We start from the raw sequence: 23,295 nt of genomic DNA, 5'->3' as shown, positions 1-23,295 counted from the left end.
GAAGCGGGCTTGCCCGCGAAGCCAACACCGTGGTGGATGGCACGGGCTTCGCCCGTGTTCGCGGGCAAGCCCGCTCCCACAGGGATCGCGCCAGCTTTTTGAAATTGAGCAAGACAGTTGCTCCCACCTCGACCGCATCGGCCTCGAGCCAGGTGCTATCCCTGTGGGAGCTGGCTTGCCGGCGATGAGGCCAGTACAGGCAACACAAGACAGTTGCTCCCACAGGGGTCGCACAAGATATTGAGATTTTTGGTTATTAATAAATAGCTTCTTATTCCTTTACTGATATAACTCCCTCCCTATACTTGTCTCCAAGCACGCAAACTCACTGGAGGCGTCCCCATGCGCAATGAGTCGATTCGTTACCTGATTGTGCCGGGCTGGCAAGGATCGCCAGACAACCATTGGCAAAGTCACTGGCAGCGCACCTTGCCCAACAGTGCCCGGGTCGAGCAGCACGACTGGCTGACCCCGCAACGCCAGGACTGGGTGCAGGCACTGGAGCAGGCGATTGCCGCCGAGCGCTCGCCGGTGATTCTGATTGCCCATAGCCTGGGCTGCATAACCGTCGCTCATTGGGCCGCGCAGGCCAGCCCGGCCCTGCTGCGGCGGGTACGTGGCGCGCTGCTGGTGGCACCCGCTGACGTGGAGCGGCCGACCTGCGCGCCAGCTCTGCGCAACTTCGCACCGATCCCGACCGAAGCACTGCCATTCCCCAGCCAGGTGGTCAGCTCGGACAACGACCCGGCCGTGAGCGTGCCAAGGGCGTTGTATCTGGCCCAGGTCTGGGGCGCCGAAGCAGGGCTGCTGACCAACGCCGGGCACATCAACGTCAAGTCCGGCCATGAGCGCTGGGAACAAGGTTTCGCCTACTTGTATCGCTTGCAGAGCCGGGTCGAGCAGCGCGCACTGCGCCGCGCCTGATCGCCCTTACTGTTTACCGTTTGCCTGACGCCCGGCCATTGAAGGCCTGGGGCGGGAGTTCGTCATGACTTTTCAAAACCCTTTTGGCCAGCCGTTGCTGACCTTCCCTGAACTGGACAAGAGCCCGCTGAGCATCCGCGCCAAGGCGCTGGTGTTCATCGACCCACGTTCGCAGCAGTTGCGCGAGGAGCTCGAGCACCTGGCGCCACAATCCTTGCCGGTGCTGATCCGTGGCGAAACCGGCACCGGCAAGGAACTGCTGGCCCGGCAGATCCACCGTGCCAGTGACCGCAGCGGGTTGTTCGTGTCGGTCAACTGCGCTGCCATCAGCCCCACCTACGCCGATGCCGAGCTGTTCGGCTACAGTGCCGGCAGCCAAGGTGGCACAGCCAGCAGCCGTGCCGGCTGGTTCGGCTCGGCCAACGGCGGCACGTTGTACCTGGACGAGATCGCCGACTTGCCGCTGGCCATCCAGGGCAAGCTGCTGGCCGCCCTGGAAAACCGCGAGGTTACCCGGGTGGGCGCGCAGCAGCCGCAACCGGTGGACGTGCGCCTGGTGGCCGCTACCAGCATCGATCTGGCGCGGGTGGTGCGCGCGGGGCGCTTCAACGAGCGCCTGTACCAGTACCTGCGCGAGGGAGCGCTGGAGCTACCGCCACTGCGCGAGCGGCCGGGCGATATCCTGCCGTTGGCCGAGTACTTCGTGGGCATCTACAGCGTGCGCCTGCAGCGGCCTGTGCCGCTGGTGAGCGAGGCGGCGCAGCAGGTGCTGGAGGCACACCCCTGGCCCGGCAACACCCGTGAACTGGAGAATGTCATCCACTTTGCCTTGCTGGTGAATGATGGCGAGGAGATCCTGGCAGAGGACCTGGACCTGCCCGACCCTGAGCGCTAGACACTGCTCAAAAGCAAAATGGCTGATAGCATTTAGTTTTGGAATAAGCAGCTAAATAAAAGATATTTTTACGGAATAAAAAATCTGGGTATTGTCCGCCTCACGCCCGCTGGTGAACCGGTTGGGCACCCGATTCGCCATCGTCGATGGCCCAGAACCAGAACAAGGATCACCATGAAGAAGACCCTGCTGACCACTGCCCTGGCCGCTGCCCTGTCGTTTGCCGGCCTGGCTACCGCCGCCGAGAAACTGGTTGTCGCCGCCACCCCGGTACCGCACGCCGAAATCCTCGAGCTGATCAAGCCGACCCTGGCCAAGGAAGGTGTGGACCTGCAGATCAAGGTTTTCACCGACTACGTGCAGCCGAACGTGCAGGTTGACCAGAAGCGCCTGGACGCCAACTACTTCCAGACACTGCCTTATCTGCAGAACTTCAACGAAGGCAAGGGCACCCACCTGGAAACCGTGATCGGCGTGCATGTCGAACCCTTTGGTGGTTACTCGAAGAAGGTCAAGAGCCTGAGCGAACTGAAAGAAGGCGCTACCGTTGCCATCCCTAACGAGGGCAGCAACAGCGGCCGCGCCCTGCTGCTGTTGCAGAAGGCTGGCCTGATCACCCTGAAGGACCCGAAGAACGCCCTGGCCACCCCCAAGGACATTGCCGAGAACCCGAAGAAGCTGAAGTTCCGCGAGCTTGAGTCGGCCATGCTGCCGCGCGTGCTGGACCAGGTCGACCTGGACATGATCAACACCAACTACGCCCTGGAAGCCGGCCTGAACCCGGCCAAGGACGCGCTGGTGATCGAAGGCAGCGACTCGCCATACGTGAACTTCCTGGTCGCCCGCCCGGACAACAAGGACAGCGAAGCCATCCAGAAACTGGCCAAGGCCCTGACCAGCCCGGAAGTGAAGGAATTCATCGCCAAGAAGTACCAAGGTGCGGTGCTGCCGGCGTTCTGATGCGCTTGCATTACCTTGCATGACCCAACGCCGACACCCTTGTGTCGGCGTTTTTGTTTGTGGCGCAGGACCCTGTGGGAGCGGGCGTGCCCGCGAAGCAAGCGACGCGGTGGATGGCACCGGCTTCGCCGGTGTTCGCGGGCGCGCCCGCTCCCACAGGGTGCTGCGCGACGTCTCGGTGATATGTTTATTCTATAAAGGTATTTATTAAAAAGTTTTTAGATCATTAGAGTCTATCTGTCGTGCCCACGCGCACCCTGCAGACCTGCTTTACCATGACCCTCGACACCGCATTCATCCTCGGCACGCTGCCCGCCTTCCTCAAGGCCGTGGGCGTGACCCTGCAGGTCGGCCTGATCGCCATCGCCACCTCGCTGCTGGTCGCCCTGGTCAACGCCACACTGCTGGTATTACGCACCCCGTACCTGTGGCGCCTGGTAAAAGCCTACGTGGAGCTGGCCCGCAACACGCCGCTGCTGATCCAGCTGTTCTTCGTCTACTTCGCCTTGCCCAGCCTGGGCCTGAAGATTTCCGGCTTTGCCGCAGCGATCATCACCATGACCTTCATGGGCGGTGCCTATCTCACCGAGGTGCTGCGTGCCGGCATCGAGGCCGTGCCCCGTGCCCAGCTGGAGTCCGGGCGCTCCATCGGACTGTCCGAAGGCCAGCTGCTGCGCCATGTGGTGCTGCCCCAGGCCGGCATCCTCAGCCTGCCGGCACTGTTCGCCAACTTCATCTTCCTGCTCAAGGAAACCACCGTGGTGTCGGCGGTGGCCGTGCCGGAAATTCTCTACACCACCAAGAACTACATCGCGCTGTACTACAAGACCTATGAAATGCTCACCGTGCTGACCCTGCTCTGTGTGCTGCTGTTCCTGCCGCTGTCCTTGCTGCTGCGCTATATCGAAAGGAGGCTGCAAAATGGCCAGTTCGGCGTCTGAACTGCTGCTGCAGGCATTGCCGCAGCTGGCTGGCGGCGCGGCGCAGACCCTGGCCATCTCTGCGCTGGGGATCCTCTTCGCGACGCTGGGCGGTGTGCTCTATGGCGTGCTGGCAACCTTGGGCAACCGGGCCCTGAACATTGCCTTGCAGGTGTACCTGGAGCTGTTCCGTGCCATCCCGGTGCTGGTCTGGCTGTACCTGGTGTTCTTCGGCCTGCCGATCTTCCTGGCCCTGAGCATCCCCAGCTTCTGGTGCGCGGTACTGGTGCTGGGCCTGTGGGGCGCCAGCGAGGTGGGCGAGGTGGTGCGTGGCGCGCTGCGCTCGCTGCCGCGCGGCCAGCGCGAGGCGGGGTTGTCGATCGGCCTGGCCGGCTGGCAGCTGTATGGCTACGTGCTGTTGCCACAGGCGCTCAAGCGCATGACCCCGCCGACCATCAACATCTACACGCGGATCATCAAGACCAGCTCGCTGGCGGTGCTGATCGGCGTGGTCGAGGTGATCAAGGCCGGCCAGCAGATTATCGAACGCACCTACGAGTCGGTGCTGATCTACGGCGCCTTGTTCCTGTTCTTTTTCATCGTCTGCTATCCGCTGTCCGCCGCTTCACGCGTGCTGGAACGCCGCTGGGCCCACTCATGAGCGCATTGATCGAATTTCAGGGTTTCAACAAGTTCTTTGGCGAGCAACAGGTGCTCAAGGACGTCGACCTCCAGGTGGCGGCCGGCGAGGTGGTGGTCATCCTCGGCCCCAGCGGTTGTGGCAAAAGCACGCTGCTGCGCTGCCTCAACGGCCTGGAGCAGGCCCACGGCGGCCACCTGCGCCTGGCCGGGCAGGAGCTGCTCGACCCGCGCACCGATTGGCGCGAGATCCGCCAGCGGGTCGGCATGGTGTTCCAGAGCTATCACCTGTTCGGTCACATGAGCGTGATCGACAACCTGCTGCTTGGCCCGCTCAAGGTACAAAGGCGCGAGCGCGCCGAAGCCCAGGCCCAGGCCGAGGCGTTGCTGGCGCGGGTCGGCCTGCTGGACAAGCGCGACGCCTTTCCCCGGCAATTGTCCGGGGGCCAGCAACAGCGCATCGCCATCGTGCGTTCGCTGTGCATGAACCCCGAGGTGATGCTGTTCGACGAGGTTACCGCAGCCCTCGACCCGGAAATGGTCAAGGAGGTGCTGCAGGTGATCCAGGGCCTGGCCCGCGACGGCATGACCTTGCTCATCGTTACCCACGAAATGGCCTTCGCTCGCGCGGTGGCCGACCGCATCGTGTTCATGGAGGCCGGCAGGATCCTTGAACAGGGCGACCCCGAGAGCTTCTTCACACGACCGCGGACCGCACGCGCGCAGCAGTTCCTGGAGAAATTCTCCTTCGTAGAAAGCCTGCCGAAGACACTGCACAAGGAACTGTCATGAAAACTGCCAACCTCACCAAACTGCTGGCGCCGTTGTTCGGCCTGGCCCTGCTGGCCGGCTGCAACAAGGCTGAAGAGCCACCCAAGCCGGCGGCGGCCTCGCCGGCCACCAGCTACCTGGAAACCATCAAGGCCCGCGACAAGCTGATTGTCGGCGTGTTCACCGACAAGCCACCGTTCGGTTTCGTCGATGAGCAGGGCCGCTACGTGGGCTTTGATACCGATATCGGCCGGCGCCTGGCCAAGGACCTGCTGGGTGATGAAAACAAGGTCGAGTTCGTTGCCGTGGAGCCGGCCAGCCGTATCCCGTTCCTGCAGAGCGACAAGGTCGACCTGATTCTCGCCAACATGACCGTGACCCCGGAGCGCAAGGAAGCGGTGGACTTCACCAACCCCAACCTGCGCGTTGCCGTGCAGGCCATCGTCGCGGATGGCAGCCCGGTGCTGAAGCTCGACGACCTGGCCGACAAGACCATCATCGTCACCACCGGCACTACCGCTGATATCTGGCTGACCAAGAACCACCCCGACTGGAAACTGCTCAAGTTCGAGAAGAACAGCGAGTCGCTGCAGGCGCTGGCCACCGGGCGTGGCGATGCCTATGCGCAAGACAACCTGATTCTGTTCAGCTGGGCCAAGCAGAACCCGGGCTACCGCGTGCTGCCTGAGCTGCTGGGTGACGAGGCACCGATTGCACCGGCGGTGAAAAAGGGCAACACCGAGCTGCGTGACTGGGTGAATGCCGAGCTGGCCAAGCTGGGGGAGGAGAAGTTTCTGCTGAAGCTGTATGACCAGTATGTGCGCAAGGAACTGAGCGATGACACCAAGCCGGAAAGCGTGATCGTGGAAGGGGGCAAGTGGCAGGGGTGACTGTGCCATTGGGGCTGCTTTGCACCCTCTTGGGGTTTTCCCCCCCCCCCCGTTGCTGTTCGCAGGCGCCCTTTTGGGGGAGCGGGCGAGCCCGCGAAGGGCCGCAAGGCGGCCCCAATGACTTCAACGGTTACGCGGTAGCCAATTCAGCAAGAATTCATTCACCACCCGCGGGTTCTCCAGGCTGGAGATATGCCCCGCAAACGGAATCTGCGCCGCCAGGCAGCCAACGATTCGCGCCATTTCATTGGACTCTTCCGGCGGCCGCGGAATGTCCTGGTCGCCGCACATCAGGATGGTTCTCTCGCTCGGCAGCTGCTCGAGTCGCTCCAGAAGGTCGTGTCGTCCAAAGATTATCCGCCCCATGGGATCAAGGCTCTCGCGAATGGTTTGTGCACTGCTTGCCTTCAGCTGAGCACGAAACCGCTCACGGATTTCAGGCACGGTCTGGCCGCCTGCGTGGAAAAATATAGGCACGATGATGTCGAGCAGCAGGTCGCTGAATTCGCCGGCTTCGCTGGCGGCATCCAGCAAGGCGAAGTACTTGAGCCGAGTCTCCTCCGGCTCGGCGCCCAGGTAAGTGTCCATGAGCACCAGGCGGTCCACCCGCTCGGGGTGTTCAAGGGCCAGTTGCGCGCCCCACATGCCGCCGACCGACAGGCCGACCAAATGGCATTTGCCAATGTCCAGGGCGTCCAGCAGTGCCAGATGCTGGCGGGCCAGGGCGCTCATGTCGATGGTCGTGGCAGGCGGAGCATCGGAGCCGCCGTGGCCCCAAAGCTCGGGGACGATGACGCGGAAGTGTGCTGACAGGGCTTCGATTTGCGGCTGCCACATCTCGGCGGACCACAGGTAGCTGTGGCCGAGCAGGACCGGGAAGCCTTGGCCCTGGTCGATGTAGCTCATGCGGGCGCCGTCGATTTCGATGAAGTGTCTTTGCATGGAATGGGTCTCGGCTGGGAGCGCTGTAGGGTATTCGAAATTGTCGGGGGCCGCTTTGCGGCCCATTCGCAGCACAAGGCTGCTCCTACAGGGGATCGCGGTCTCTTGTAGGAGCAGCCTTGTGCTGCGAATGGGCTGGCACCAGACGCAAGGTACTCTGCGCCGGAATCACCCCCATCTGCGCCTTCTGGTACTGCCCCTGCACATAACCTTCGGCCTGATCCGCAAAATGCCTGTCGAACGGCACACCACTCTGCCCGACCGGGTTGGTGGTCAGCGCCTGCCCGGCATCGGCAAAGTCGACCAGCCGCCGCGTCGACGGCCCATAGGTCACCGGCCATGGCGCCGGGCCGATCTTCGCCGAGAGGTTGCTCGGCACTTCATGGGTGCCCGGTGCGGCGAACGGGCCGACGTTGAACAGCAGGTTCAGCGGCTTTTTGACCCCCAGCGGGTGGTTGTGGGTCAGGGTATGGGCCTTGCCCCACTGCCAACTGGCCGGGTCGTTGCCCAGGGTTTCCCGCAGGTGCTTCAAGCTGTTCAGCCACGCCATCCGCACCACGGCGTTGCGGTCGGTGCGCTGGTTGGCTCCGCGGGTGTTCCACCACGGTGAATCGGCATCCGCCGCCAGGCGCGGCAGGGCTGCGTCGATGGCGCGGGTGCTGATCAGCACCGGGAACCAGGTGTCGCCCAGCTCGTCATGCAAGGCCGCGAATGCCAGCTCGTAGAGGAACTGGTTGAACAGCGTGGCACTGGTCGAGTCGAGCGGGTAGTCGCCGCTCCAGGCTGCCAGTTGCTCGACCAGCTCCTTCTCTTCGTCACCTTCGGCCACTGCGCGTAGCGTTGCCAGCAGTGGTGCAAGGGTGCGCGGGCCATAGTCGCTGGCAGTGTCCAACTGCAGCGCCTGGCTATTCTGGGTATCCCACTTCACATCGGGGTTGGCCAAGTGGCGATCGAGCTGGCGGCCTCGGTCCGGCAGGTTGTAGTAACCGGGTATCGGCACTGCTGCTGGAGGCTGGTAGTTGGCCGAGACAATGTAGCCGCGTGCCGGGTTCTCCTGCTGCGGGTTGACGCTGAAGGGGTAGAAGCCGAGCTTGTCCGCCTGCGCACTGGCACCATCGAGGATGAACGCGGGGTCGACGCCGTCGGGGCGGATCGGCAACTGCGCCGCCGCCCACCAGCCGATATCGCCACGGGCATTGGCCCAGACCAGGTTCAGCCCTGGCGCATGCACCTTGGCCGCAGCCTCGCGCATCTTGCCCAGGGTATCGGCGCGGTTGAGCTGGTAGAAACCGTCGAGGATCGGGTTTTCGGTTTCCAGGAACGCCCACCACATGGCGACTGGCGTGGGCCCGGCAGTGGCACCCAGCACGTCGTTGACGATCGGGCCATGGGGCGAGCGGCGGAGGCTGAGGGTGACCGGTGCTTCGCCTTTGACGGCAATCTGCTGCTCGGTCTTTTCCAGCGCCTGCCATTTGCCATCGACCATCACCTGGTTGGCGTCGGCAGGGTTGGTTCGCTCGGCGATCAGGTCGACGTCGTCATTCTGGAACATGGTCAGGCTCCAGCCGAAGTCGCGGTTGTGGCCGAGCAGGGCGAACGGGTTGAGCGCCTGGAAGTAGCCATACAGGTTGAAGCCCGGCGCCGACAGCTCGGCCTCGTACCACACCGCCGGCACCGCAAAACCGATGTGCGGGTCGCCGGCCAGCAGCGGCCTGCCGCTGCGGGTGCGGCTGCCGGCCACGGCCCAGGCGTTGCTGCCCTCGAATTGCGGGACGCCCGCATCGCCCAGCGCGTCATGGCTGAGGCGGGCGAGGGCCTCCAGGCTTTGCCAGTCGGCAGCGGCCAGCGGTGTACCCAAGGCGCCCTCGGGCTGCCAGGCGAGATCGAAGATGTTCAGGTACTCAGGGCCCAGCTGGTCGCGGATATAGGTGAGCGCGGGCTCGGTGCGAAACGCGGCTGCGAAGCTGTAGGCCAGGTAGCCGGCGATGCTCAGGGTGTCTTCGGCGCTGAAGGGGCGTGGGGTGATGCCGAGCAGGTCGAACTCCACGGGTTTTGGGTGGCTGGCCTGCCAGCTGTTCACCCCGTCGAGGTAGGCCTGCAGGGCTTGCCAGGCGGGTGACTGGCGGTCCTGACGCTTGGCCATCAGTGCTGCCTGTTCGCGAATGCGCAGGCTGCGGAACAGGGTGTCGGTGGGCAGCAGCTTGTCGCCCAGTACCTCGGCCAGCTCGCCCCGGGCCAGGCGCCGCAGGATCTCCATCTGGAACAGCCGGTCCTGGGCATGCACGTAACCGAGAGCACGATACAGGTCGGGCTCGCTCTGCGCCTGCAGGTGCGGCACCCCACGGGCGTCGTAGCGCACGTTGACCGGCGCCTGCAGGCCGGCGATGGCCACGTCGCCCTCGCGTTGCGGCAGCTTGCCCTGCACATACCAGTATCCGGCGCCGGCGGCCACGGCAACCATCACGGCCAACAGGGTCAAGCTGCGCTTCATGCAGGCTCCTTGTGCGTTCAAGCGAAAAATGTGGTCCGATGATCGGCGGATTCGCGACCAGAGCATAGCCCCAGGAAGGAGTTTCCATGTCCCTCAGCGAAAAACAGAAAATGCTTACAGGCCAGCTCTATCACGCTGGCTGCCCCGAGCTGCAGGCCGAGCAGATCGCCAACAAGCACTGGATGCACCGCTACAACAGCAGTGTCGAATTGCTCAACGACGCACGTCATGGGCTCCTGGTAGAGCACTTTGGCCAGGTCGGCGAAGGCGCGGTGATCCGCCCGCCGTTCTATTGCGACTATGGCTACAACATCAGCGTCGGCCGCAACACCTTCATGAATTTCAACTGCGTGATCCTCGATGTGCTGCCGGTGCGTATCGGTGATGACTGCCAGATCGGCCCCAACGTGCAGATCTATACCGCCGACCACCCGCTCGACCCCGAGGTGCGCCGCACAGGGCTGGAGAGTGGCCGGCCGGTGACCATCGGCAACAACGTGTGGATCGGCGGCGCGGCGATCATCCTGCCGGGGGTGACCATTGGCGATAACGCCGTGGTGGGTGCCGGTAGTGTGGTGACTCGGGATGTGCCGGCTGGGGCGGTGGTGGTGGGCAACCCTGCGCGGGTGCGTCAGCCGGCCCAGGGGCAGTAGCAGCCCACCGCCAGGGTATTTGAGGCACTCACCTGGCGGCCGTCGAGTAGCGCCTTGAGGATCGGCTCGATGAAGCTGTTGCTGGCATTGCACACCGCGCCTTCGCTGTAGGGGCCGAAGTAGGCCAGGTGGCCTTGCCGGTCCCAGATGGCCACGGCCGGGGAGGCGGGCAGGTGTTCGCTGCCGGGCAGGCTGGCGAGTGGCTTGAGGGCGGTGAGGTTGTCGGGCAGCTGGCCGTGGCTGTCGGGCTTTTGCAGCACGTGGAAGGTCACGCCCTGGCTGGCGAACCGGCTGACCAGGTCGCCCAGGTGCTGCTGGTTGCCGACGTTGCACGGGCAGGCCGGGTCCCAGAAATGCACTACCCGGATCGGGCCGGGGCCGGCCAGTTCGGGGGGCAACTGCAGCTGGCTGCCGTCGAACAGCGTGGCCTGGTTGTCGAACGGGCGCAGGTAGCGGGCCTGGAAGGTGGTGTAGGCCTGCCAGACCAAAGTTGTGCAGAGCAGCAAGGCGAGGGCGAGCAGGACTGGTTTGGCAAGGCGGGTCTGCATGGATGTTTGTGGGTGTCTTGTGGTGGGTTCACTGGCCCTATCGCCGGCAAGCCAGCTCCCACAGGATATCACCAGGCCTGAGGCCGGTAGGCAATCTGTGGGAGCTGGCTTGCCGGCGATAGGGCCGGTACAGGTGACACATAGCCCAAGCTTGCCACGACGCCAGCCAGAGCTGAATATCCCAGATCAATACTTGCTTCACTGTGGATGTACCCGATGCCCGCTGCCTTTCACCCAGACCTCCTGCGCACCAGCCTGGCGCCGTTGACCGCCCGCCAGCCGTTGTCGGCGCAAGCGCAGGACTACCAGCGCTTCTATGGCCTGAACCTATCGGCCCACAGCTGGCTGGGCGGCTTCCAGGCCGCAGGCTTCGAGCTGGTCGGGCAGGCCTGGCTACCCGACCAGCCGAGCGCGACGCTGTTCCTGCTGCACGGCTATTACGACCATATGGGCCTCTACAGGCATGTGATCGATTGGGCGCTCAAACAGGGGTTCGCCGTGATCAGTTGCGACCTGCCCGGCCATGGCCTGTCCAGCGGCGAGCGGGCCAGCATCAGTGATTTCGCGGTTTACCAGCAGGTGCTGGAGGCTTTGTTCGAACAGGCGCGCACGCTGCAACTGCCGCGCCCCTGGCACCTGTGCGGGCAAAGCACCGGTGGCGCCATCGCCGTGGACCACTTGTTGAACCAGGGCGCGCGCAGCCCCATCGATGGTCAGGTCATCCTGTTGGCACCGTTGGTACGGCCTTGTGCCTGGCGCTGGTCGAAGCTGAGTTATCGGGTGCTGCGCCACTTCGTGAGTGGCATCGAGCGGCGTTTCAGCGAGAACACCAATGACCCGACCTTCCTGCCGTTCCTCGAAGCCGACCCGCTGCAACCGCGCCGTCTGCCAACCGCCTGGGTGGGCGCCTTGATTGCCTGGGTCAAGCGTATCGAAGCCGCGCCGCGCAGCTCGCGGCGGCCGTTGATCGTGCAAGGAGAAGCGGATGGCACAGTGGACTGGCCGTACAACCTCGAAGTACTCAAGGCCAAGTTTGCCGAGCCGCAGATTCTGATGCTGCCCGAGGCCCGTCACCACCTGGCCAACGAGCTGCCGGGCATTCGCAAGCGCTACTTCGACTTCATCGACCAGCGCCTGAACTGATCACTTCAGGTCGTTGGTGCTCTGGCCAACCGCCAGGCCTGCGCGTACAGCGGCCAGGGCTGCCTGGTAGTAAGCCTTGCCGTCCGGCGACTCGGCAAAGGTGGCGAACTCTTCCAGCTCGGCATCGGACAGGTCGCGATATACATACAGCAGGGTGTTGTTGAGGTCTTCGCCGATCTGGCCCATCAGGCGCTGGCGCTGGCCGTCGAGCAGGTTCTGGGCCTGACCGCCGCCGAACAGGCCGGGGATCATCGAACTGAGGCTGTCGGCAGCCACGCCGGCGATGGCCAGGCTCACTTCGGCGCCGGCTTCGCGCGCCGGCAGTGCCTGGGCCAGATGCCCGATTATCAGCAGGCGATCATCGCTGGCCTGGATCTTCGGCAAGCCCTTGGCATTCCTGGCCAGTTCGTCCTTGCGTGTGGCCTTGAGCTCCGCAGCCACCACCTTGCGCCCCAGCGGCGACCGGAAGAAAGCCAGCGCCGGTGCCGGGTTGGCCAAGGTTGCGCGCAGCTGCGCCTGGGCGCGACGGTCCACCGCCTGGGCCTGGAAGCGCTGGTTGCTGTTGTTTACCAGCGCCTGGTACACGGCGGGTGGCAAACTGTTGCGGTAGCGTTCCTGGGCAGCGGTCAGGGCATCATTGAAATGGGCGCGCTGGTCGGGCCAGCCGGCGGCCTTGTACAGTTGATCCAGGTTGTCTGCCCAGACAGGCACGGTGCAGATCATCAGCAGAATCAGGGAAAACAGACGGCGCATTCAGGACTCCTGTCGGCAGGTGGCTATTGTCCGTGGCCGGGCGCCGGTTTGTCGAGATATCCGCGTGCTTCTCGGCCAAGTGGCGCTGTGCGCCGGCATGGCTAATGGATATGATGCGCGCCATGCACATCTCCCCTGAACACCCGATGCTTGCGGCCGTCGTCGACGATCTGGCCACCCATGGCTGGTCCCAGCAGGCGCTTTTTCTGCCTGCCGACCTGGTGCGTGCGCTCGCGGCCGAGTGCCGGCGCCGTGATGCCGAAGGCGAACTCAACCCTGCAGGGGTTGGGCGCGGTGCTGCCCAGGAGGTGCGCGAGGCCATTCGCGGCGACCAGATCCAGTGGATCGACCCCGGCCAGGCCGAGGCCTGCGACCAGTACCTGAGCGCCATGGACCAGCTGCGCCAGGCCATCAACCAGGGCCTGTTCCTTGGCCTGGAAGACTTCGAGTGCCATTTTGCCTTGTACCCGCCAGGGGCGTTCTATCGCCGGCACCTTGACCGCTTCCGCGATGATGACCGGCGCATGGTGTCGGCAGTCCTGTACCTGAATGAGAACTGGCAGCCGCAGGACGGTGGCCAGTTGCGCATGTTCCTGGCGGACGGTGTCGAGCATGATGTCGAGCCGGTGGCGGGCTGCCTGGTGGTGTTCCTGTCGGGCGAGGTGCCCCATGAGGTGCTGCCGGCAGGGCGTGAGCGGCTTTCGTTGACCGGCTGGTTCCGACGCCGTGGCAATGACCCCTTCTGACCTGCCCAAGGTGCTGGTCAGCGCCTGCCTGCTGGGGCAGCCAGTGCGCTATGACGGCCGCGCCAGTGGCCACCCCGACCTGTTGCAGCGCTGGCAGGCCGAAGGGCGCGTGGTGCCGTTGTGCCCGGAAGTGGCGGGTGGCTTGCCGACTCCACGGCCGCCTGCAGAGATACCGGGCGGGCAGGGTGAGGAGGTGCTCGATGGTGACGCGCAGGTGCTTACGGTGACGGGCGAGAATGTCAGCGCCGAGTTCCTGGCCGGGGCGCAGCGGGCGCTGGACCTGGTGCGCCGGCATGGCATTCGCGTGGCCGTGCTGAAGGCTGGAAGCCCTTCGTGTGGCAACCGGTTGACCTATGACGGCACGTTCAGTGGTGTGAAGGTTGCCGGGGAAGGGGTGACCACGGCATTGCTGCGGCGGGCGGGGGTGCTGGTGTTCAGCGAGCTGGAGCTGGAGCTGGCGGAGCAGGCGCTGGCTGGGCTTTCAGCTTGAGCCTGTTCCGGCCTCTTCGCGGGCTCGCCCGCTCCCACAGGGATAGCACCCGCTCCCGGGCTTGTGATTAACCTGTGGGAGCGGGCGTGCCCGCGAAGAGGCCAGTACAGGCAATAAAGCGCTTACTGCCCGGACGCAGTCTCAGGCAAGCCCTTGAACCACTTCTGCTCAAGTTCGGCAGTCCGCCCGCTGTCCTTGAGCCGCTGCAGTGCATTGTTCACCGCGCTCTCGAACGCCGGGTTGTCCTTCTGGAACGGGATCACCAGCTGCTTCTCGCCAAACGGCAGGCTCATATCGAGCTGGCCGTCAGCTTTGGGCGATTCGCTCGACGGGGTCAGTGCGATGTCGTACTTGCCACTCTCGACACCGGGCAGTACCTCTGCCGCAGGGGCTTCGATGAACTCGGCGCGCAGGTCCAGTTCCTTGGCCAGCGCCTGGCCGAAGTCGATCTCGAAGCCGCTCAGGTGGTCATTTTCCTTGAATGCGTACGGCGAGTTGTCGGCCTGTACGGCTATGCGCAGTTCGCCCCGGTCGGCAATTTCGTCTATCAGCTCGGCCTGAGCCAATGGCGTGATCAGTATCGCCAGCATTACTCCTATGGTCGAACGCATTAAAGCCCCTTTTCTCTTTGGCAGATGAATAACCTTCGCCACGGCTTTCTTCCTCGCCGTGGTCGAGCGCAGCCTATGACCTTGAAGCCTCGGCATTGTTTAACCCTGATTGAAATATTTCTGCCTGAGGATGTGAACATCTGGGCAAACATATCAACTAAGGTGAACCACCGCCGCCACTGGAATACTGGCGGCGGTCAATAAGTGAATCACAGGAGAAGTGAATGAACAGCCTATTTTCGCGTGCTGCCGTTGCTGGTCTGATGATGGGAGCGTCGATGTTCGCCAGTGCCGCAGATGCCCTGAAGAGCCAGGAGCCGCCCAAGGATGCCAAGGTCTTCATCGTTTCCCCCGCCGATGGCGCCACGGTCGACAAGACCTTCACCGTCAAGTTCGGCATCGAGGGCATGGCGCTCAAGCCTGCGGGTGACAACACCCCGCACACCGGCCACCACCACCTGCTGGTGGATGTGGATAAAGAGCCGGTGGCCGACATGGCGATGCCATCCAGCCTGATGCCACAGGCCGGCACCGCGTTGCCGGATGGCCCGCAAGTACTGCACTTCGGCAAGGCGCAGACCGAAACCAGCATTACCCTGACCCCGGGCAAGCACACCCTGCAGCTGGTGCTGGGTGACCAGTATCACGTGCCGTTCAAGCCGAGCGTCGTGTCGCAGAAGATTACTGTCGACGTGAAATAGTTGTCGGGTTCTTCGCGGGCTCGCCCGCTCCCACATGATCACCACTGGCTTCAAGGCTGGTGTGGACCCTGTGGGAGCGGGGGACACCAATGTCACAGGCAAAAAAAGGGAGGCCACCAGGGCCTCCCTTTTTTCATGCCGCCAGCGAACTTAGAACAGCACGCGGGAACGGATGGTGCCCTTGACCTGTTGCAGCTTCTCTTGCGCCAGGTCGGAGTACTCGGCGTCAACGTCGATCACCACGTAACCGACTTTCTCGTTGGTCTGCAGGAACTGACCAGAGATGTTGATGCCGTTCTCGGCGAAGACCTTGTTGATCTCGCTGAGCACGCCCGGGATGTTTTCGTGGATGTGCAGCAGGCGGTGCTTGCCTGGGTGCGCCGGCAGGGCCACTTCCGGGAAGTTGACCGAGGATACCGAGGTACCGTTGTCGCTGTACTTGACCAGCTTCTCGGCCACTTCCAGGCCGATGTTGGCCTGGGCTTCGGCAGTGGAACCACCGATGTGCGGGGTCAGGATCACGTTGTCCAGACCACGCAGCGGGCTTTCGAACTGCTCGTCGTTGGAGCGCGGCTCCACCGGGAACACGTCGATAGCGGCGCCGATCAGGTGCTGGTCCTTGATGGCGGCGGCCAGGTGGTCCAGCTCGACCACCGTGCCGCGTGCGGCGTTGATCAGGATCGCGCCCTTCTTCATCGCGCGGATTTCCTTCTCGCCGATCATCCACTGGGTGGACGGCAGCTCAGGCACGTGCAGCGAAACGATGTCGGCCAGGCCCAGCAGCTCGTGCAGGCTGGTGACCTGCACGGCGTTGCCCAGTGGCAGCTTGGTCAGCGGGTCGTAGAAATACACCTGCATGCCCATGTTCTCGGCCAGGACCGACAGCTGGGTGCCGATCGAGCCGTAACCGACGATACCCAGCTTCTTGCCGCGGATTTCGAAGGAATTGGCCGCGCTCTTGATCCAGCCGCCACGGTGGCAGGAAGCGTTCTTCTCGGGGATGCCGCGCAGCAGCAGGATGGCTTCGGCCAGTACCAGTTCGGCTACCGAACGGGTGTTGGAGTATGGCGCGTTGAACACGGCGATACCGCGCTCGCGGGCAGCTTCCAGGTCGACCTGGTTGGTGCCGATGCAGAAGCAGCCAACGGCGACCAGTTTCTTGGCGCAGTCGAAGATCTCTTCGGTCAGCTGGGTGCGCGAACGGATGCCGATGAAGTGGGCATCTGCGATCTTTTCCTTCAGCTCGGCTTCCGGCAGCGAACCAGTGAGGTATTCGATGTTGGTGTAGCCGGCGGCCTTGAGGGTATCGACCGCGTTCTGGTGCACACCTTCAAGAAGAAGGAACCGGATCTTGCTCTTGTCGAGAGAAGTCTTGCTCATCTGCGTAAACCTGTATCCCGGAGAAAAAATGGCGAGGGTGATGCCAGGCGCAAAGGCGGCCTTAGCATGAACAGCGGGAGGGCTATGCTAGCATACGCGACACAATCTGAGCTTATCCCGACAGGTGAAGAGTGCTCAGGGTGACTATGAATAAGTCGAGAGTTCCAGCGATGACCCACCCCGCTGTAATTGATGAACTGATGACCCTTGTCGACCCTGGCAAGGTCCTGACCGACGCGGCTTCCCTGGAAGCCTATGGCAAGGACTGGACCAAGCATTACCCACCGGCACCCAGCGCCATCGTCTTTCCCAAGACGGTGGAGCAGGTGCAGGCGATCGTGCGCTGGGCCAATACGCACAAGGTGGCGCTGGTGCCGTCTGGCGGGCGTACCGGGCTTTCCGCAGGCGCCGTGGCGGCCAATGGCGAAGTGGTGGTCGCCTTCGACTACATGAACCAGATTCTCGGCTTCAATGCCTTCGACCGCACCGTGGTCTGCCAGCCAGGGGTGATTACCCGCCAGCTGCAGGCCTACGCCGAAGAACAGGGCCTGTATTACCCCGTGGACTTCGCCTCCAGCGGTTCCAGCCAGATTGGCGGCAATATCGGCACCAATGCCGGCGGAATCAAGGTGATTCGCTACGGCATGACCCGCAACTGGGTGGCCGGGTTGAAAGTGGTGACCGGCAAGGGTGAGCTGCTGGAGCTGAACAAGGACCTGATCAAGAACGCCACCGGCTACGACCTGCGCCAGCTGTTCATCGGTGCCGAAGGTACCCTGGGCTTTGTGGTCGAGGCCACCATGCGTCTGGACCGTGCGCCGCGCAACCTCACCGCGATGGTGCTGGGGACCCCGGATTTCGACTCGATCATGCCGGTGCTGCATGCCTTCCAGGGCAAGCTGGACCTGACCGCCTTCGAGTTCTTTTCCGACAAGGGCCTGGTCAAGATCCTGGCGCGTGGCGACGTGCCGGCGCCGTTCGAGACCGACTGCCCGTTCTATGCGCTGCTGGAGTTCGAGGCCAGCACCGAGGAGGTGGCCAACGAAGCCCTGGCCACCTTCGAGCACTGCGTCGAGCAAGGCTGGGTGCTGGACGGGGTGATGAGCCAGAGCGAGACCCAGCTGAAAAACCTGTGGAAACTGCGCGAGTACCTGTCGGAAACCATCTCGCACTGGACCCCGTACAAGAACGACATTTCTGTCACGGTGTCGAAAGTGCCAGCGTTCCTGCGCGATATAGATGCCATCGTCACCGAACATTACCCGGATTACGAAGTGGTGTGGTACGGCCACATCGGCGACGGCAACCTGCACCTGAACATCCTCAAGCCCGAGCACATGAGCAAGGACGACTTCTTCGCCTCGTGCACCAAGGTCAACAAGTGGGTGTTCGAGATCGTCGAGCGCTACAACGGCTCGATCTCCGCCGAGCATGGTGTGGGCATGACCAAGCGTGACTACCTGGGCTACAGCCGCTCGCCCGAAGAAATTGCTTGCATGAAGGCAATAAAGGCCGTGTTCGACCCTAATGGCATCATGAATCCGGGTAAGATCTTCGCACCTGAATAGAAAGCAGTATCCAGAGGAGTCGGCCATGAGTTACCAGCATCAGTACGTAGACGGCACACGCATTCACTTCCCGCTGGGAAAGGTGGTGTGCATCGGCCGTAACTATGCCGAGCATGCCAAGGAGCTGGACAATCCGATCCCCACCGAACCGCTGCTGTTCATCAAGCCGGGCAGCTGCGTGGTACCAGCCGAGGGCGGCTTCAAGATCCCGACGGAGCGTGGCTCGGTGCACTATGAGGCGGAAATTGCCGTGCTGCTGGGCAAGCCGCTGTCGACTCACCCGAGTGAGGAAGAGGTGCTGGACGCCATTTCCGGCTATGCACCGGCGCTAGACCTTACCCTGCGTGACGTGCAGGCCAAGCTGAAAGAGAAGGGCCTGCCCTGGGAGTTGGCCAAGTGCTTCGATGGCGCCTGCGTACTGCCGCCGTTCGTGTCGGCTGCCAGCTTCGAGGATGTGACCGACATCCCGGTGCGTCTGACAGTCAACGGCGAAGTTCGCCAGGATGGTAACAGCGCGATGATGCTCAACCCGATCGTGCCGATGATCCAGCACATGGCCGCGCATTTCTCGCTGCAGGCGGGGGATGTGATCCTCACCGGTACCCCGGCGGGTGTGGGGCCGTTCAATGTCGGTGACGAATTGGTGCTGGAGTTGCCGGGTGTGAGCCGCTTCGAAAGCCGGGTGCTCTGACTCGAGACCGCGTCGCCTTCTTCGCGGGTAAACTCGCGAAGAGGCCGGTCCTGTTTACCGATTTTTCACACCTGATCCGGATAATGCGCGAATCTTCGCCCATTTCCCCAGGACCCCTGCATGCCATCTCCCTCCAGCGCCCCCGCAACCCCCAAGCGTCGTTTCTTTCTGCGCTGGCCCTTCGGCCTGGCTGTGGCGGCGGTAGTCGGCTATGGCGTGGCCGTAGCCATGCACTGGGATGACCGCGGTGCGCTGTGGGTCAAAGAGAGTTTCGAAAGCGCCGCCGAGCGCAGCGAGAGCGTATGGCTACCAGACTACAAGGTCGACATCGATGCCAAACCGTTGCCGGGCATGGACGACGATGAAGCTTCAGATGTGGCCTTCAACCCGCGTACCCGCACCCTGTTCGCAGTCATGGGCAAGAACCCGATCCTGGTCGAACTGAGCCTGGATGGCGATGTACTGCGCAAGATCCCCCTCAACGGCTGGAACAACCCGGAAGGCGTCGCCGTACTGGAAGACGGCTACCTGGCAATCACCGATGAGCGCCTGCACGACCTGACCGTGGTCAAGGTGGATGCGCAGACCACCTCGTTGAACCATGATGATTTCCAGAGCCACGACCTGGGCCCGTCGGTGAAGAGCAACAAGGGCTTCGAGGCGGTGGCCTGGGACCCGCTGCGCCAGCGCCTGGTCATCGGCGAGGAGCGCCCGCCCAGGCTGTATACCTGGAATACCGACGGCCGCAGCCCGCTCACGGGTGAAAAACAGCTTTTGCCCAGTGATGAACTGGACCTGCGCAACCTCTCGGCGCTTGGCGTGGATCCGCGTACCGGCCACTTGTTGGTGCTGTCGTCCGACTCCAACATGCTTCTGGAACTGGACGAGCAGGGCCAGCAAGTCAGTTTCATGACCCTGCTCGGCGGTTTCAACGGCCTGCAGGACACCATCCCGCGTGCCGAAGGGGTGGCCATGGACGACAAGGGCAACCTGTACATGGTCAGCGAGCCTGCACTGTTCTATCGCTTCAGCAAAAACTGACCCAAACATCCGACTTTTCGGATGCTGGCATTAAGCTTTACTTCAGTTGTTCGTGATTAGATTCGTCACCCCTGTGTCGAGTCTTCCCTCATGCGCCGTTTTGTTCGTCCGTTCCCTGTTCTGGTCGTTATCGGCCTGATCCTGCTCGGCTTGGCCGGGCAGGAGTTTCGCCTGTTCGAGCGTGGCTGGTTCAACCTCAAGGCCTGGTGGCAGCCAGCCGAGCAAAGCATCGGCCTGGACCGTTACCGGGTGGTGGTGGAGGCGCAGCCGATCGAGGGGCTGGATGACGACATCTCGGCGCTGACCTACGACCCCGACCGCAAGACTCTGTTTACCGTTACCAATGCACGCTCGGAGCTGATCGAGCTGTCGCTGGACGGGCGCATCCTGCGCCGAGTGCCGCTGACCGGCTTCGGCGACCCGGAAGCCGTGGAGTACGTCGGGCCCAACAGCTATGTGATCACCGACGAGCGTCAGCAGCGGCTGATTCGCGTGCGCCTGGAGGACGACACGATGTTCCTCGATGCCGGCGATGCCGAGCAGCTGACCCTGGGCATTGGCCTGAATGGCAACAAGGGCTTCGAGGGGCTGGCCTATGATTCGGCGGGCAAGCGCCTGTTCGTGGCCAAGGAGCGTGACCCAATGCTGATCTACGAGGTGCATGGCTTCCCGCACGACAATCCTGAGCAGCCCTATGCGGTGCATGTGGTGCAGGACCGCAAGCGCGATTCGCGGCTGTTCGTGCGGGACCTGTCGAGCTTGCAGTTCGATGAGCGCAGCGGGCACCTGCTGGCGCTGTCGGACGAGTCGCGGCTGGTGCTGGAGCTGGATGTGGAGGGCCGGCCGCTGAGTACCTTATCGTTACGCAAGGGGTTCCAGGGGTTGCAGGCGACGGTGCCGCAGGCGGAGGGGATTGCGATGGATGAGGCGGGGACCATCTATCTGGTCAGTGAGCCGAACCTGTTCTATGTGTTCAAACAGCCAGCGGAGTGAGTGCCTGTGAGGGCCTATTCGCGGGCATGCCCGCTCCCACAGGTACGCCACAGGTTTCGGACCCTGTGCAATACCTGTGGGAGCGGGCGCGCCCGCGAAGAAGGTTACTCGGCCTTCAGGCTTTTCACGCCCTCAGAGGTACCCAGCAGCAGCAAATCCGCCGGCCGTGCCGCGAACAGGCCGTTGGTCACCACGCCAACAATGGCATTGATCTGCGCTTCCAGCTCCACCGGGTTGGTGATCTGCAGGTTGTGCACATCGAGGATCACGTTGCCGTTGTCGGTAACCACGCCCTCACGGTACACCGGGTCACCGCCCAGTTTGACCAGCTGGCGCGCCACGTGGCTGCGGGCCATCGGGATCACTTCGACCGGCAGCGGGAACGCGCCCAGCACCGGTACCAGCTTGCTGGCATCGGCGATGCAGATGAAGGTCTTGGCCACGGCGGCGACGATCTTCTCGCGGGTCAGGGCTGCGCCGCCGCCTTTGATCAGGTTCAGGTGCGCGTCGCTCTCGTCGGCGCCGTCCACGTAGAACTCCAGTTCGCTGACGCTGTTCAGCTCGTAGACCGGGATGCCATGGCCCTTCAGACGCTGGGCAGTGGCTTCGGAGCTGGCGACCGCGCCGTCGAAGGCGGTCTTGTGCTGAGCCAGGGCGTCGATGAAGAAGTTGGCGGTCGAACCGGTGCCGACGCCGACGACGCTCTTTTCATCCAGCTTGGGCAGAATGAAGTCTACAGCGGCCTGGGCGACGGCCTGTTTGAGTTGGTCCTGGGTCATGCGGGCTCCGAGAGGGGCAGGGCGGTTTTGAAAAGAGCCTAGTATAACGGCTCGGGCGGCTTTGCTGTGGTCGCCTGACGTAGCGCTGGGGTAGACTCCCAGCCCTTGTCCCGCGGCCCAGTGATGCATTCCCGATGCTCGAACAGTACGTCAAGAAGATCCTCACCTCGCGCGTCTACGACGTCGCGGTCGAAACCCCGCTGCAGAGCGCCGGGCAGCTGAGCAAGCGCCTGGGCAACCAGATTCTGCTCAAGCGCGAAGACCTGCAGCCGGTGTTCTCGTTCAAGATCCGCGGGGCCTACAACAAGCTGGCCCAACTGACCCCGGAAGAACTGGCCCGTGGCGTGGTCACTGCCTCGGCCGGCAACCACGCCCAGGGCTTGGCCCTGGCTGCGCGCGAGATGGGTATCAAAGCCACTATCGTGATGCCCAAGACCACCCCGGAAATCAAGGTCGAAGGCGTGCGTTCGCGGGGCGGCAAGGTGGTGCTGCATGGCGACTCGTTCCCCGAGGCGCTGGCCTATTCGCTGAAACTGGTCGATGAAAAGGGCTTCGTCTACGTGCACCCCTACGACGACCCGCACACCATCGCCGGGCAGGGCACCGTGGCCATGGAGATCCTGCGCCAGCACCCAGGCCAGCTGGACGCGATCTTCGTGCCGGTGGGTGGGGGTGGCCTGATCGCCGGCATTGCTGCCTACGTGAAATACCTGCGCCCGGAAATCAAGGTGATTGGCGTCGAGCCGGACGACTCCAACTGCCTGCAGGCGGCCATGGCGGCCGGCGAGCGCGTGGTGCTGCCGCAGGTCGGGCTGTTCGCCGACGGCGTGGCGGTGGCGCAGATCGGTCAGCACACCTTCGATATCTGCCGCCATCATGTGGATGAAGTGGTCACCGTCAGTACCGACGAGATCTGCGCGGCTATCAAGGATATCTACGATGATACCCGCTCGATCACCGAACCTGCCGGTGCCCTTGGCGTGGCGGGCATCAAGAAGTACGTCGAGTTGTACGGTGTGGCCGGGCAGACCCTGGTGGCCATCGACTCCGGTGCCAACGTCAACTTCGACCGCCTGCGCCATGTGGCCGAGCGTGCCGAGCTGGGCGAAAAGCGCGAAGCGATCATCGCCGTGACCATCCCTGAGCGCCCGGGCAGCTTCAAGGCCTTCTGCGAGGCTATCGGCAAGCGCCAGATCACCGAGTTCAACTACCGCAAGCACACCTCCGACGAGGCGCATATCTTCGTCGGCGTGCAGACCCACCCGGAAAACGACCCACGTGCGGCGCTGGTACAGCAACTGACCGAGCAGGGCTTCCCGGTTACCGACCTGACCGACAACGAGCTGGCCAAGCTGCATATTCGCCACATGGTTGGTGGCCATTCGGCCGGTGCCAGTGACGAGATGGTGCTGCGCTTCGAGTTCCCCGAGCGGCCGGGGGCGCTGTTCAACTTCCTCAACAAGCTGGGCGGGCGCTGGAACATCTCGATGTTCCATTACCGCAACCATGGTGCCGCTGACGGGCGCGTGGTGGCGGGGTTGCAGGTGCCGGAGGACGAGCGCCACATGGTGCCGGCGGCGCTGGCGAAGATCGGCTACCCGTACTGGGACGAAACCGACAACCCGGCTTACAAGCTGTTCCTGGGCTGAGCGGCTAAGCTGGGGCTGATGGCCCTTTCGCGGGCTTGCCCGCTCCCACAGGTACTGCGCAGGCTTCAGGGCCTGTGATATCCCTGTGGGAGCGGGCAAGCCCGCGAAGAAGCCTGC

At 63.4% G+C, this 23,295-nt stretch carries 25 protein-coding genes; 18 read left to right on the top strand and 7 right to left on the bottom strand.

The window, feature by feature from the left end; translation table 11 throughout:
- The 8 genes from ACLCGK_RS10445 to ACLCGK_RS10410 all read left to right on the top strand — a co-directional run.
- The coding region (locus ACLCGK_RS10445; protein WP_410951949.1) for a hypothetical protein at positions 1 to 188 on the top strand (188 nt) is incomplete at its 5' end.
- 154 nt (positions 189 to 342) lie between these two features.
- Positions 343 to 924, top strand: coding sequence for an alpha/beta hydrolase (locus ACLCGK_RS10440; protein WP_013974692.1), 582 nt, complete (start codon positions 343 to 345; stop codon positions 922 to 924).
- Positions 925 to 988: 64 nt separating this feature from the next.
- Entirely contained in the window at positions 989 to 1,819 is an 831-nt protein-coding gene (locus ACLCGK_RS10435) for a sigma 54-interacting transcriptional regulator (protein WP_410951948.1), read from the top strand.
- Between the two features lie 174 nt (positions 1,820 to 1,993).
- Positions 1,994 to 2,779 carry a MetQ/NlpA family ABC transporter substrate-binding protein gene (locus ACLCGK_RS10430; RefSeq protein WP_013974690.1) on the top strand — a complete coding sequence of 262 codons (786 nt, stop codon included), beginning with the start codon at positions 1,994 to 1,996 and terminating at the stop codon, positions 2,777 to 2,779.
- A gap of 275 nt (positions 2,780 to 3,054) precedes the next feature.
- Complete coding sequence (locus tag ACLCGK_RS10425; RefSeq protein WP_410951953.1) at positions 3,055 to 3,720, top strand: amino acid ABC transporter permease; 666 nt, start codon at positions 3,055 to 3,057, stop codon at positions 3,718 to 3,720.
- On the top strand, positions 3,701 to 4,360 hold the full coding sequence (locus tag ACLCGK_RS10420) for an amino acid ABC transporter permease (protein ID WP_025341019.1): 660 nt from the start codon (positions 3,701 to 3,703) through the stop codon (positions 4,358 to 4,360). The genes ACLCGK_RS10425 and ACLCGK_RS10420 overlap by 20 nt, the downstream gene beginning before the upstream one ends.
- The gene (locus ACLCGK_RS10415; protein WP_085721360.1) at positions 4,357 to 5,130 is read left to right on the top strand and encodes an amino acid ABC transporter ATP-binding protein; all 774 of its coding nucleotides are present in this window, start codon (positions 4,357 to 4,359) and stop codon (positions 5,128 to 5,130) included. Before ACLCGK_RS10420 ends, ACLCGK_RS10415 begins: the two co-directional genes overlap by 4 nt.
- Positions 5,127 to 5,999: a transporter substrate-binding domain-containing protein gene (locus tag ACLCGK_RS10410; protein ID WP_410951947.1), complete on the top strand. Its 873-nt coding sequence runs from the start codon at positions 5,127 to 5,129 to the stop codon at positions 5,997 to 5,999. The genes ACLCGK_RS10415 and ACLCGK_RS10410 overlap by 4 nt, the downstream gene beginning before the upstream one ends.
- A 123-nt stretch (positions 6,000 to 6,122) precedes the next feature.
- Here the strand turns inward: ACLCGK_RS10410 and ACLCGK_RS10405 are convergent, their stop codons facing one another.
- Entirely contained in the window at positions 6,123 to 6,941 is an 819-nt protein-coding gene (locus ACLCGK_RS10405; RefSeq protein WP_054573433.1) for an alpha/beta fold hydrolase, read from the bottom strand.
- Between the two features lie 85 nt (positions 6,942 to 7,026).
- Positions 7,027 to 9,432 (bottom strand): penicillin acylase family protein, encoded by a 2,406-nt coding sequence (locus tag ACLCGK_RS10400; RefSeq protein WP_410951946.1) that lies wholly within the window; start codon positions 9,430 to 9,432, stop codon positions 7,027 to 7,029.
- An 86-nt stretch (positions 9,433 to 9,518) separates the two neighbouring features.
- Here ACLCGK_RS10400 and ACLCGK_RS10395 point away from each other — a divergent pair, with 86 nt between their 5' ends.
- Complete coding sequence (locus ACLCGK_RS10395; protein ID WP_015272200.1) at positions 9,519 to 10,085, top strand: sugar O-acetyltransferase; 567 nt, start codon at positions 9,519 to 9,521, stop codon at positions 10,083 to 10,085.
- Here ACLCGK_RS10395 and ACLCGK_RS10390 read toward each other — a convergent pair.
- On the bottom strand, positions 10,064 to 10,633 hold the full coding sequence (locus tag ACLCGK_RS10390) for a DUF6436 domain-containing protein (RefSeq protein WP_410951945.1): 570 nt from the start codon (positions 10,631 to 10,633) through the stop codon (positions 10,064 to 10,066). The two genes, ACLCGK_RS10395 and ACLCGK_RS10390, sit on opposite strands and share 22 nt — an antisense overlap.
- 216 nt (positions 10,634 to 10,849) lie before the next feature.
- On the opposite strand from ACLCGK_RS10390, the gene ACLCGK_RS10385 reads away from it, so the two are divergent.
- Positions 10,850 to 11,776 (top strand): alpha/beta hydrolase, encoded by a 927-nt coding sequence (locus ACLCGK_RS10385; protein ID WP_410951944.1) that lies wholly within the window; start codon positions 10,850 to 10,852, stop codon positions 11,774 to 11,776.
- On the opposite strand, the gene ACLCGK_RS10380 is transcribed toward ACLCGK_RS10385, so the two are convergent.
- A complete protein-coding gene (locus ACLCGK_RS10380; RefSeq protein ID WP_410951943.1) occupies positions 11,777 to 12,529 on the bottom strand; it encodes a hypothetical protein in 753 nt (250 codons plus the stop codon).
- A 113-nt stretch (positions 12,530 to 12,642) separates the two neighbouring features.
- Between ACLCGK_RS10380 and ACLCGK_RS10375 the strand changes: the two genes are divergently transcribed.
- Both ACLCGK_RS10375 and ACLCGK_RS10370 read left to right on the top strand, forming a co-directional pair.
- On the top strand, positions 12,643 to 13,275 hold the full coding sequence (locus ACLCGK_RS10375) for a 2OG-Fe(II) oxygenase (RefSeq protein ID WP_367245126.1): 633 nt from the start codon (positions 12,643 to 12,645) through the stop codon (positions 13,273 to 13,275).
- Positions 13,262 to 13,765 carry a DUF523 domain-containing protein gene (locus ACLCGK_RS10370; protein WP_410951942.1) on the top strand — a complete coding sequence of 168 codons (504 nt, stop codon included), beginning with the start codon at positions 13,262 to 13,264 and terminating at the stop codon, positions 13,763 to 13,765. The genes ACLCGK_RS10375 and ACLCGK_RS10370 overlap by 14 nt, the downstream gene beginning before the upstream one ends.
- A gap of 122 nt (positions 13,766 to 13,887) precedes the next feature.
- On the opposite strand, the gene ACLCGK_RS10365 is transcribed toward ACLCGK_RS10370, so the two are convergent.
- On the bottom strand, positions 13,888 to 14,376 hold the full coding sequence (locus tag ACLCGK_RS10365) for a transporter substrate-binding domain-containing protein (RefSeq protein ID WP_410951941.1): 489 nt from the start codon (positions 14,374 to 14,376) through the stop codon (positions 13,888 to 13,890).
- A gap of 224 nt (positions 14,377 to 14,600) precedes the next feature.
- Between ACLCGK_RS10365 and ACLCGK_RS10360 the strand changes: the two genes are divergently transcribed.
- A complete protein-coding gene (locus ACLCGK_RS10360) occupies positions 14,601 to 15,077 on the top strand; it encodes a DUF4399 domain-containing protein (RefSeq protein WP_410951940.1) in 477 nt (158 codons plus the stop codon).
- 150 nt (positions 15,078 to 15,227) lie between these two features.
- Here ACLCGK_RS10360 and serA read toward each other — a convergent pair whose 3' ends face one another.
- Positions 15,228 to 16,457 carry a phosphoglycerate dehydrogenase gene (gene serA / locus ACLCGK_RS10355; RefSeq protein WP_003258542.1) on the bottom strand — a complete coding sequence of 410 codons (1,230 nt, stop codon included), beginning with the start codon at positions 16,455 to 16,457 and terminating at the stop codon, positions 15,228 to 15,230.
- Between the two features lie 170 nt (positions 16,458 to 16,627).
- Between serA and ACLCGK_RS10350 the strand changes: the two genes are divergently transcribed.
- From ACLCGK_RS10350 to ACLCGK_RS10335, 4 genes are all read left to right on the top strand, one after another.
- Entirely contained in the window at positions 16,628 to 18,025 is a 1,398-nt protein-coding gene (locus ACLCGK_RS10350; RefSeq protein WP_410951939.1) for an FAD-binding oxidoreductase, read from the top strand.
- A 25-nt stretch (positions 18,026 to 18,050) separates the two neighbouring features.
- Positions 18,051 to 18,716 (top strand): fumarylacetoacetate hydrolase family protein, encoded by a 666-nt coding sequence (locus ACLCGK_RS10345; RefSeq protein WP_015272191.1) that lies wholly within the window; start codon positions 18,051 to 18,053, stop codon positions 18,714 to 18,716.
- Between the two features lie 120 nt (positions 18,717 to 18,836).
- A complete protein-coding gene (locus ACLCGK_RS10340; RefSeq protein ID WP_085721361.1) occupies positions 18,837 to 19,757 on the top strand; it encodes an SdiA-regulated domain-containing protein in 921 nt (306 codons plus the stop codon).
- A gap of 90 nt (positions 19,758 to 19,847) precedes the next feature.
- Positions 19,848 to 20,750, top strand: a complete 903-nt coding sequence (locus tag ACLCGK_RS10335; protein ID WP_013974674.1) for an SdiA-regulated domain-containing protein — start codon at positions 19,848 to 19,850, stop codon at positions 20,748 to 20,750.
- Positions 20,751 to 20,854: 104 nt separating this feature from the next.
- Here ACLCGK_RS10335 and rpiA read toward each other — a convergent pair whose 3' ends face one another.
- Positions 20,855 to 21,529, bottom strand: coding sequence for a ribose-5-phosphate isomerase RpiA (gene rpiA / locus ACLCGK_RS10330; protein ID WP_013974672.1), 675 nt, complete (start codon positions 21,527 to 21,529; stop codon positions 20,855 to 20,857).
- Positions 21,530 to 21,663: 134 nt separating this feature from the next.
- Here rpiA and ilvA point away from each other — a divergent pair, with 134 nt between their 5' ends.
- Positions 21,664 to 23,178 (top strand): threonine ammonia-lyase, biosynthetic, encoded by a 1,515-nt coding sequence (gene ilvA / locus ACLCGK_RS10325; protein ID WP_410951938.1) that lies wholly within the window; start codon positions 21,664 to 21,666, stop codon positions 23,176 to 23,178.
- The last annotated feature ends 117 nt before the right edge of the window (positions 23,179 to 23,295 follow it).

Source organism: Pseudomonas sp. S1(2024) (genome assembly GCF_046557535.1).
This window is presented reverse-complemented; position numbering and strand designations above follow the sequence as displayed.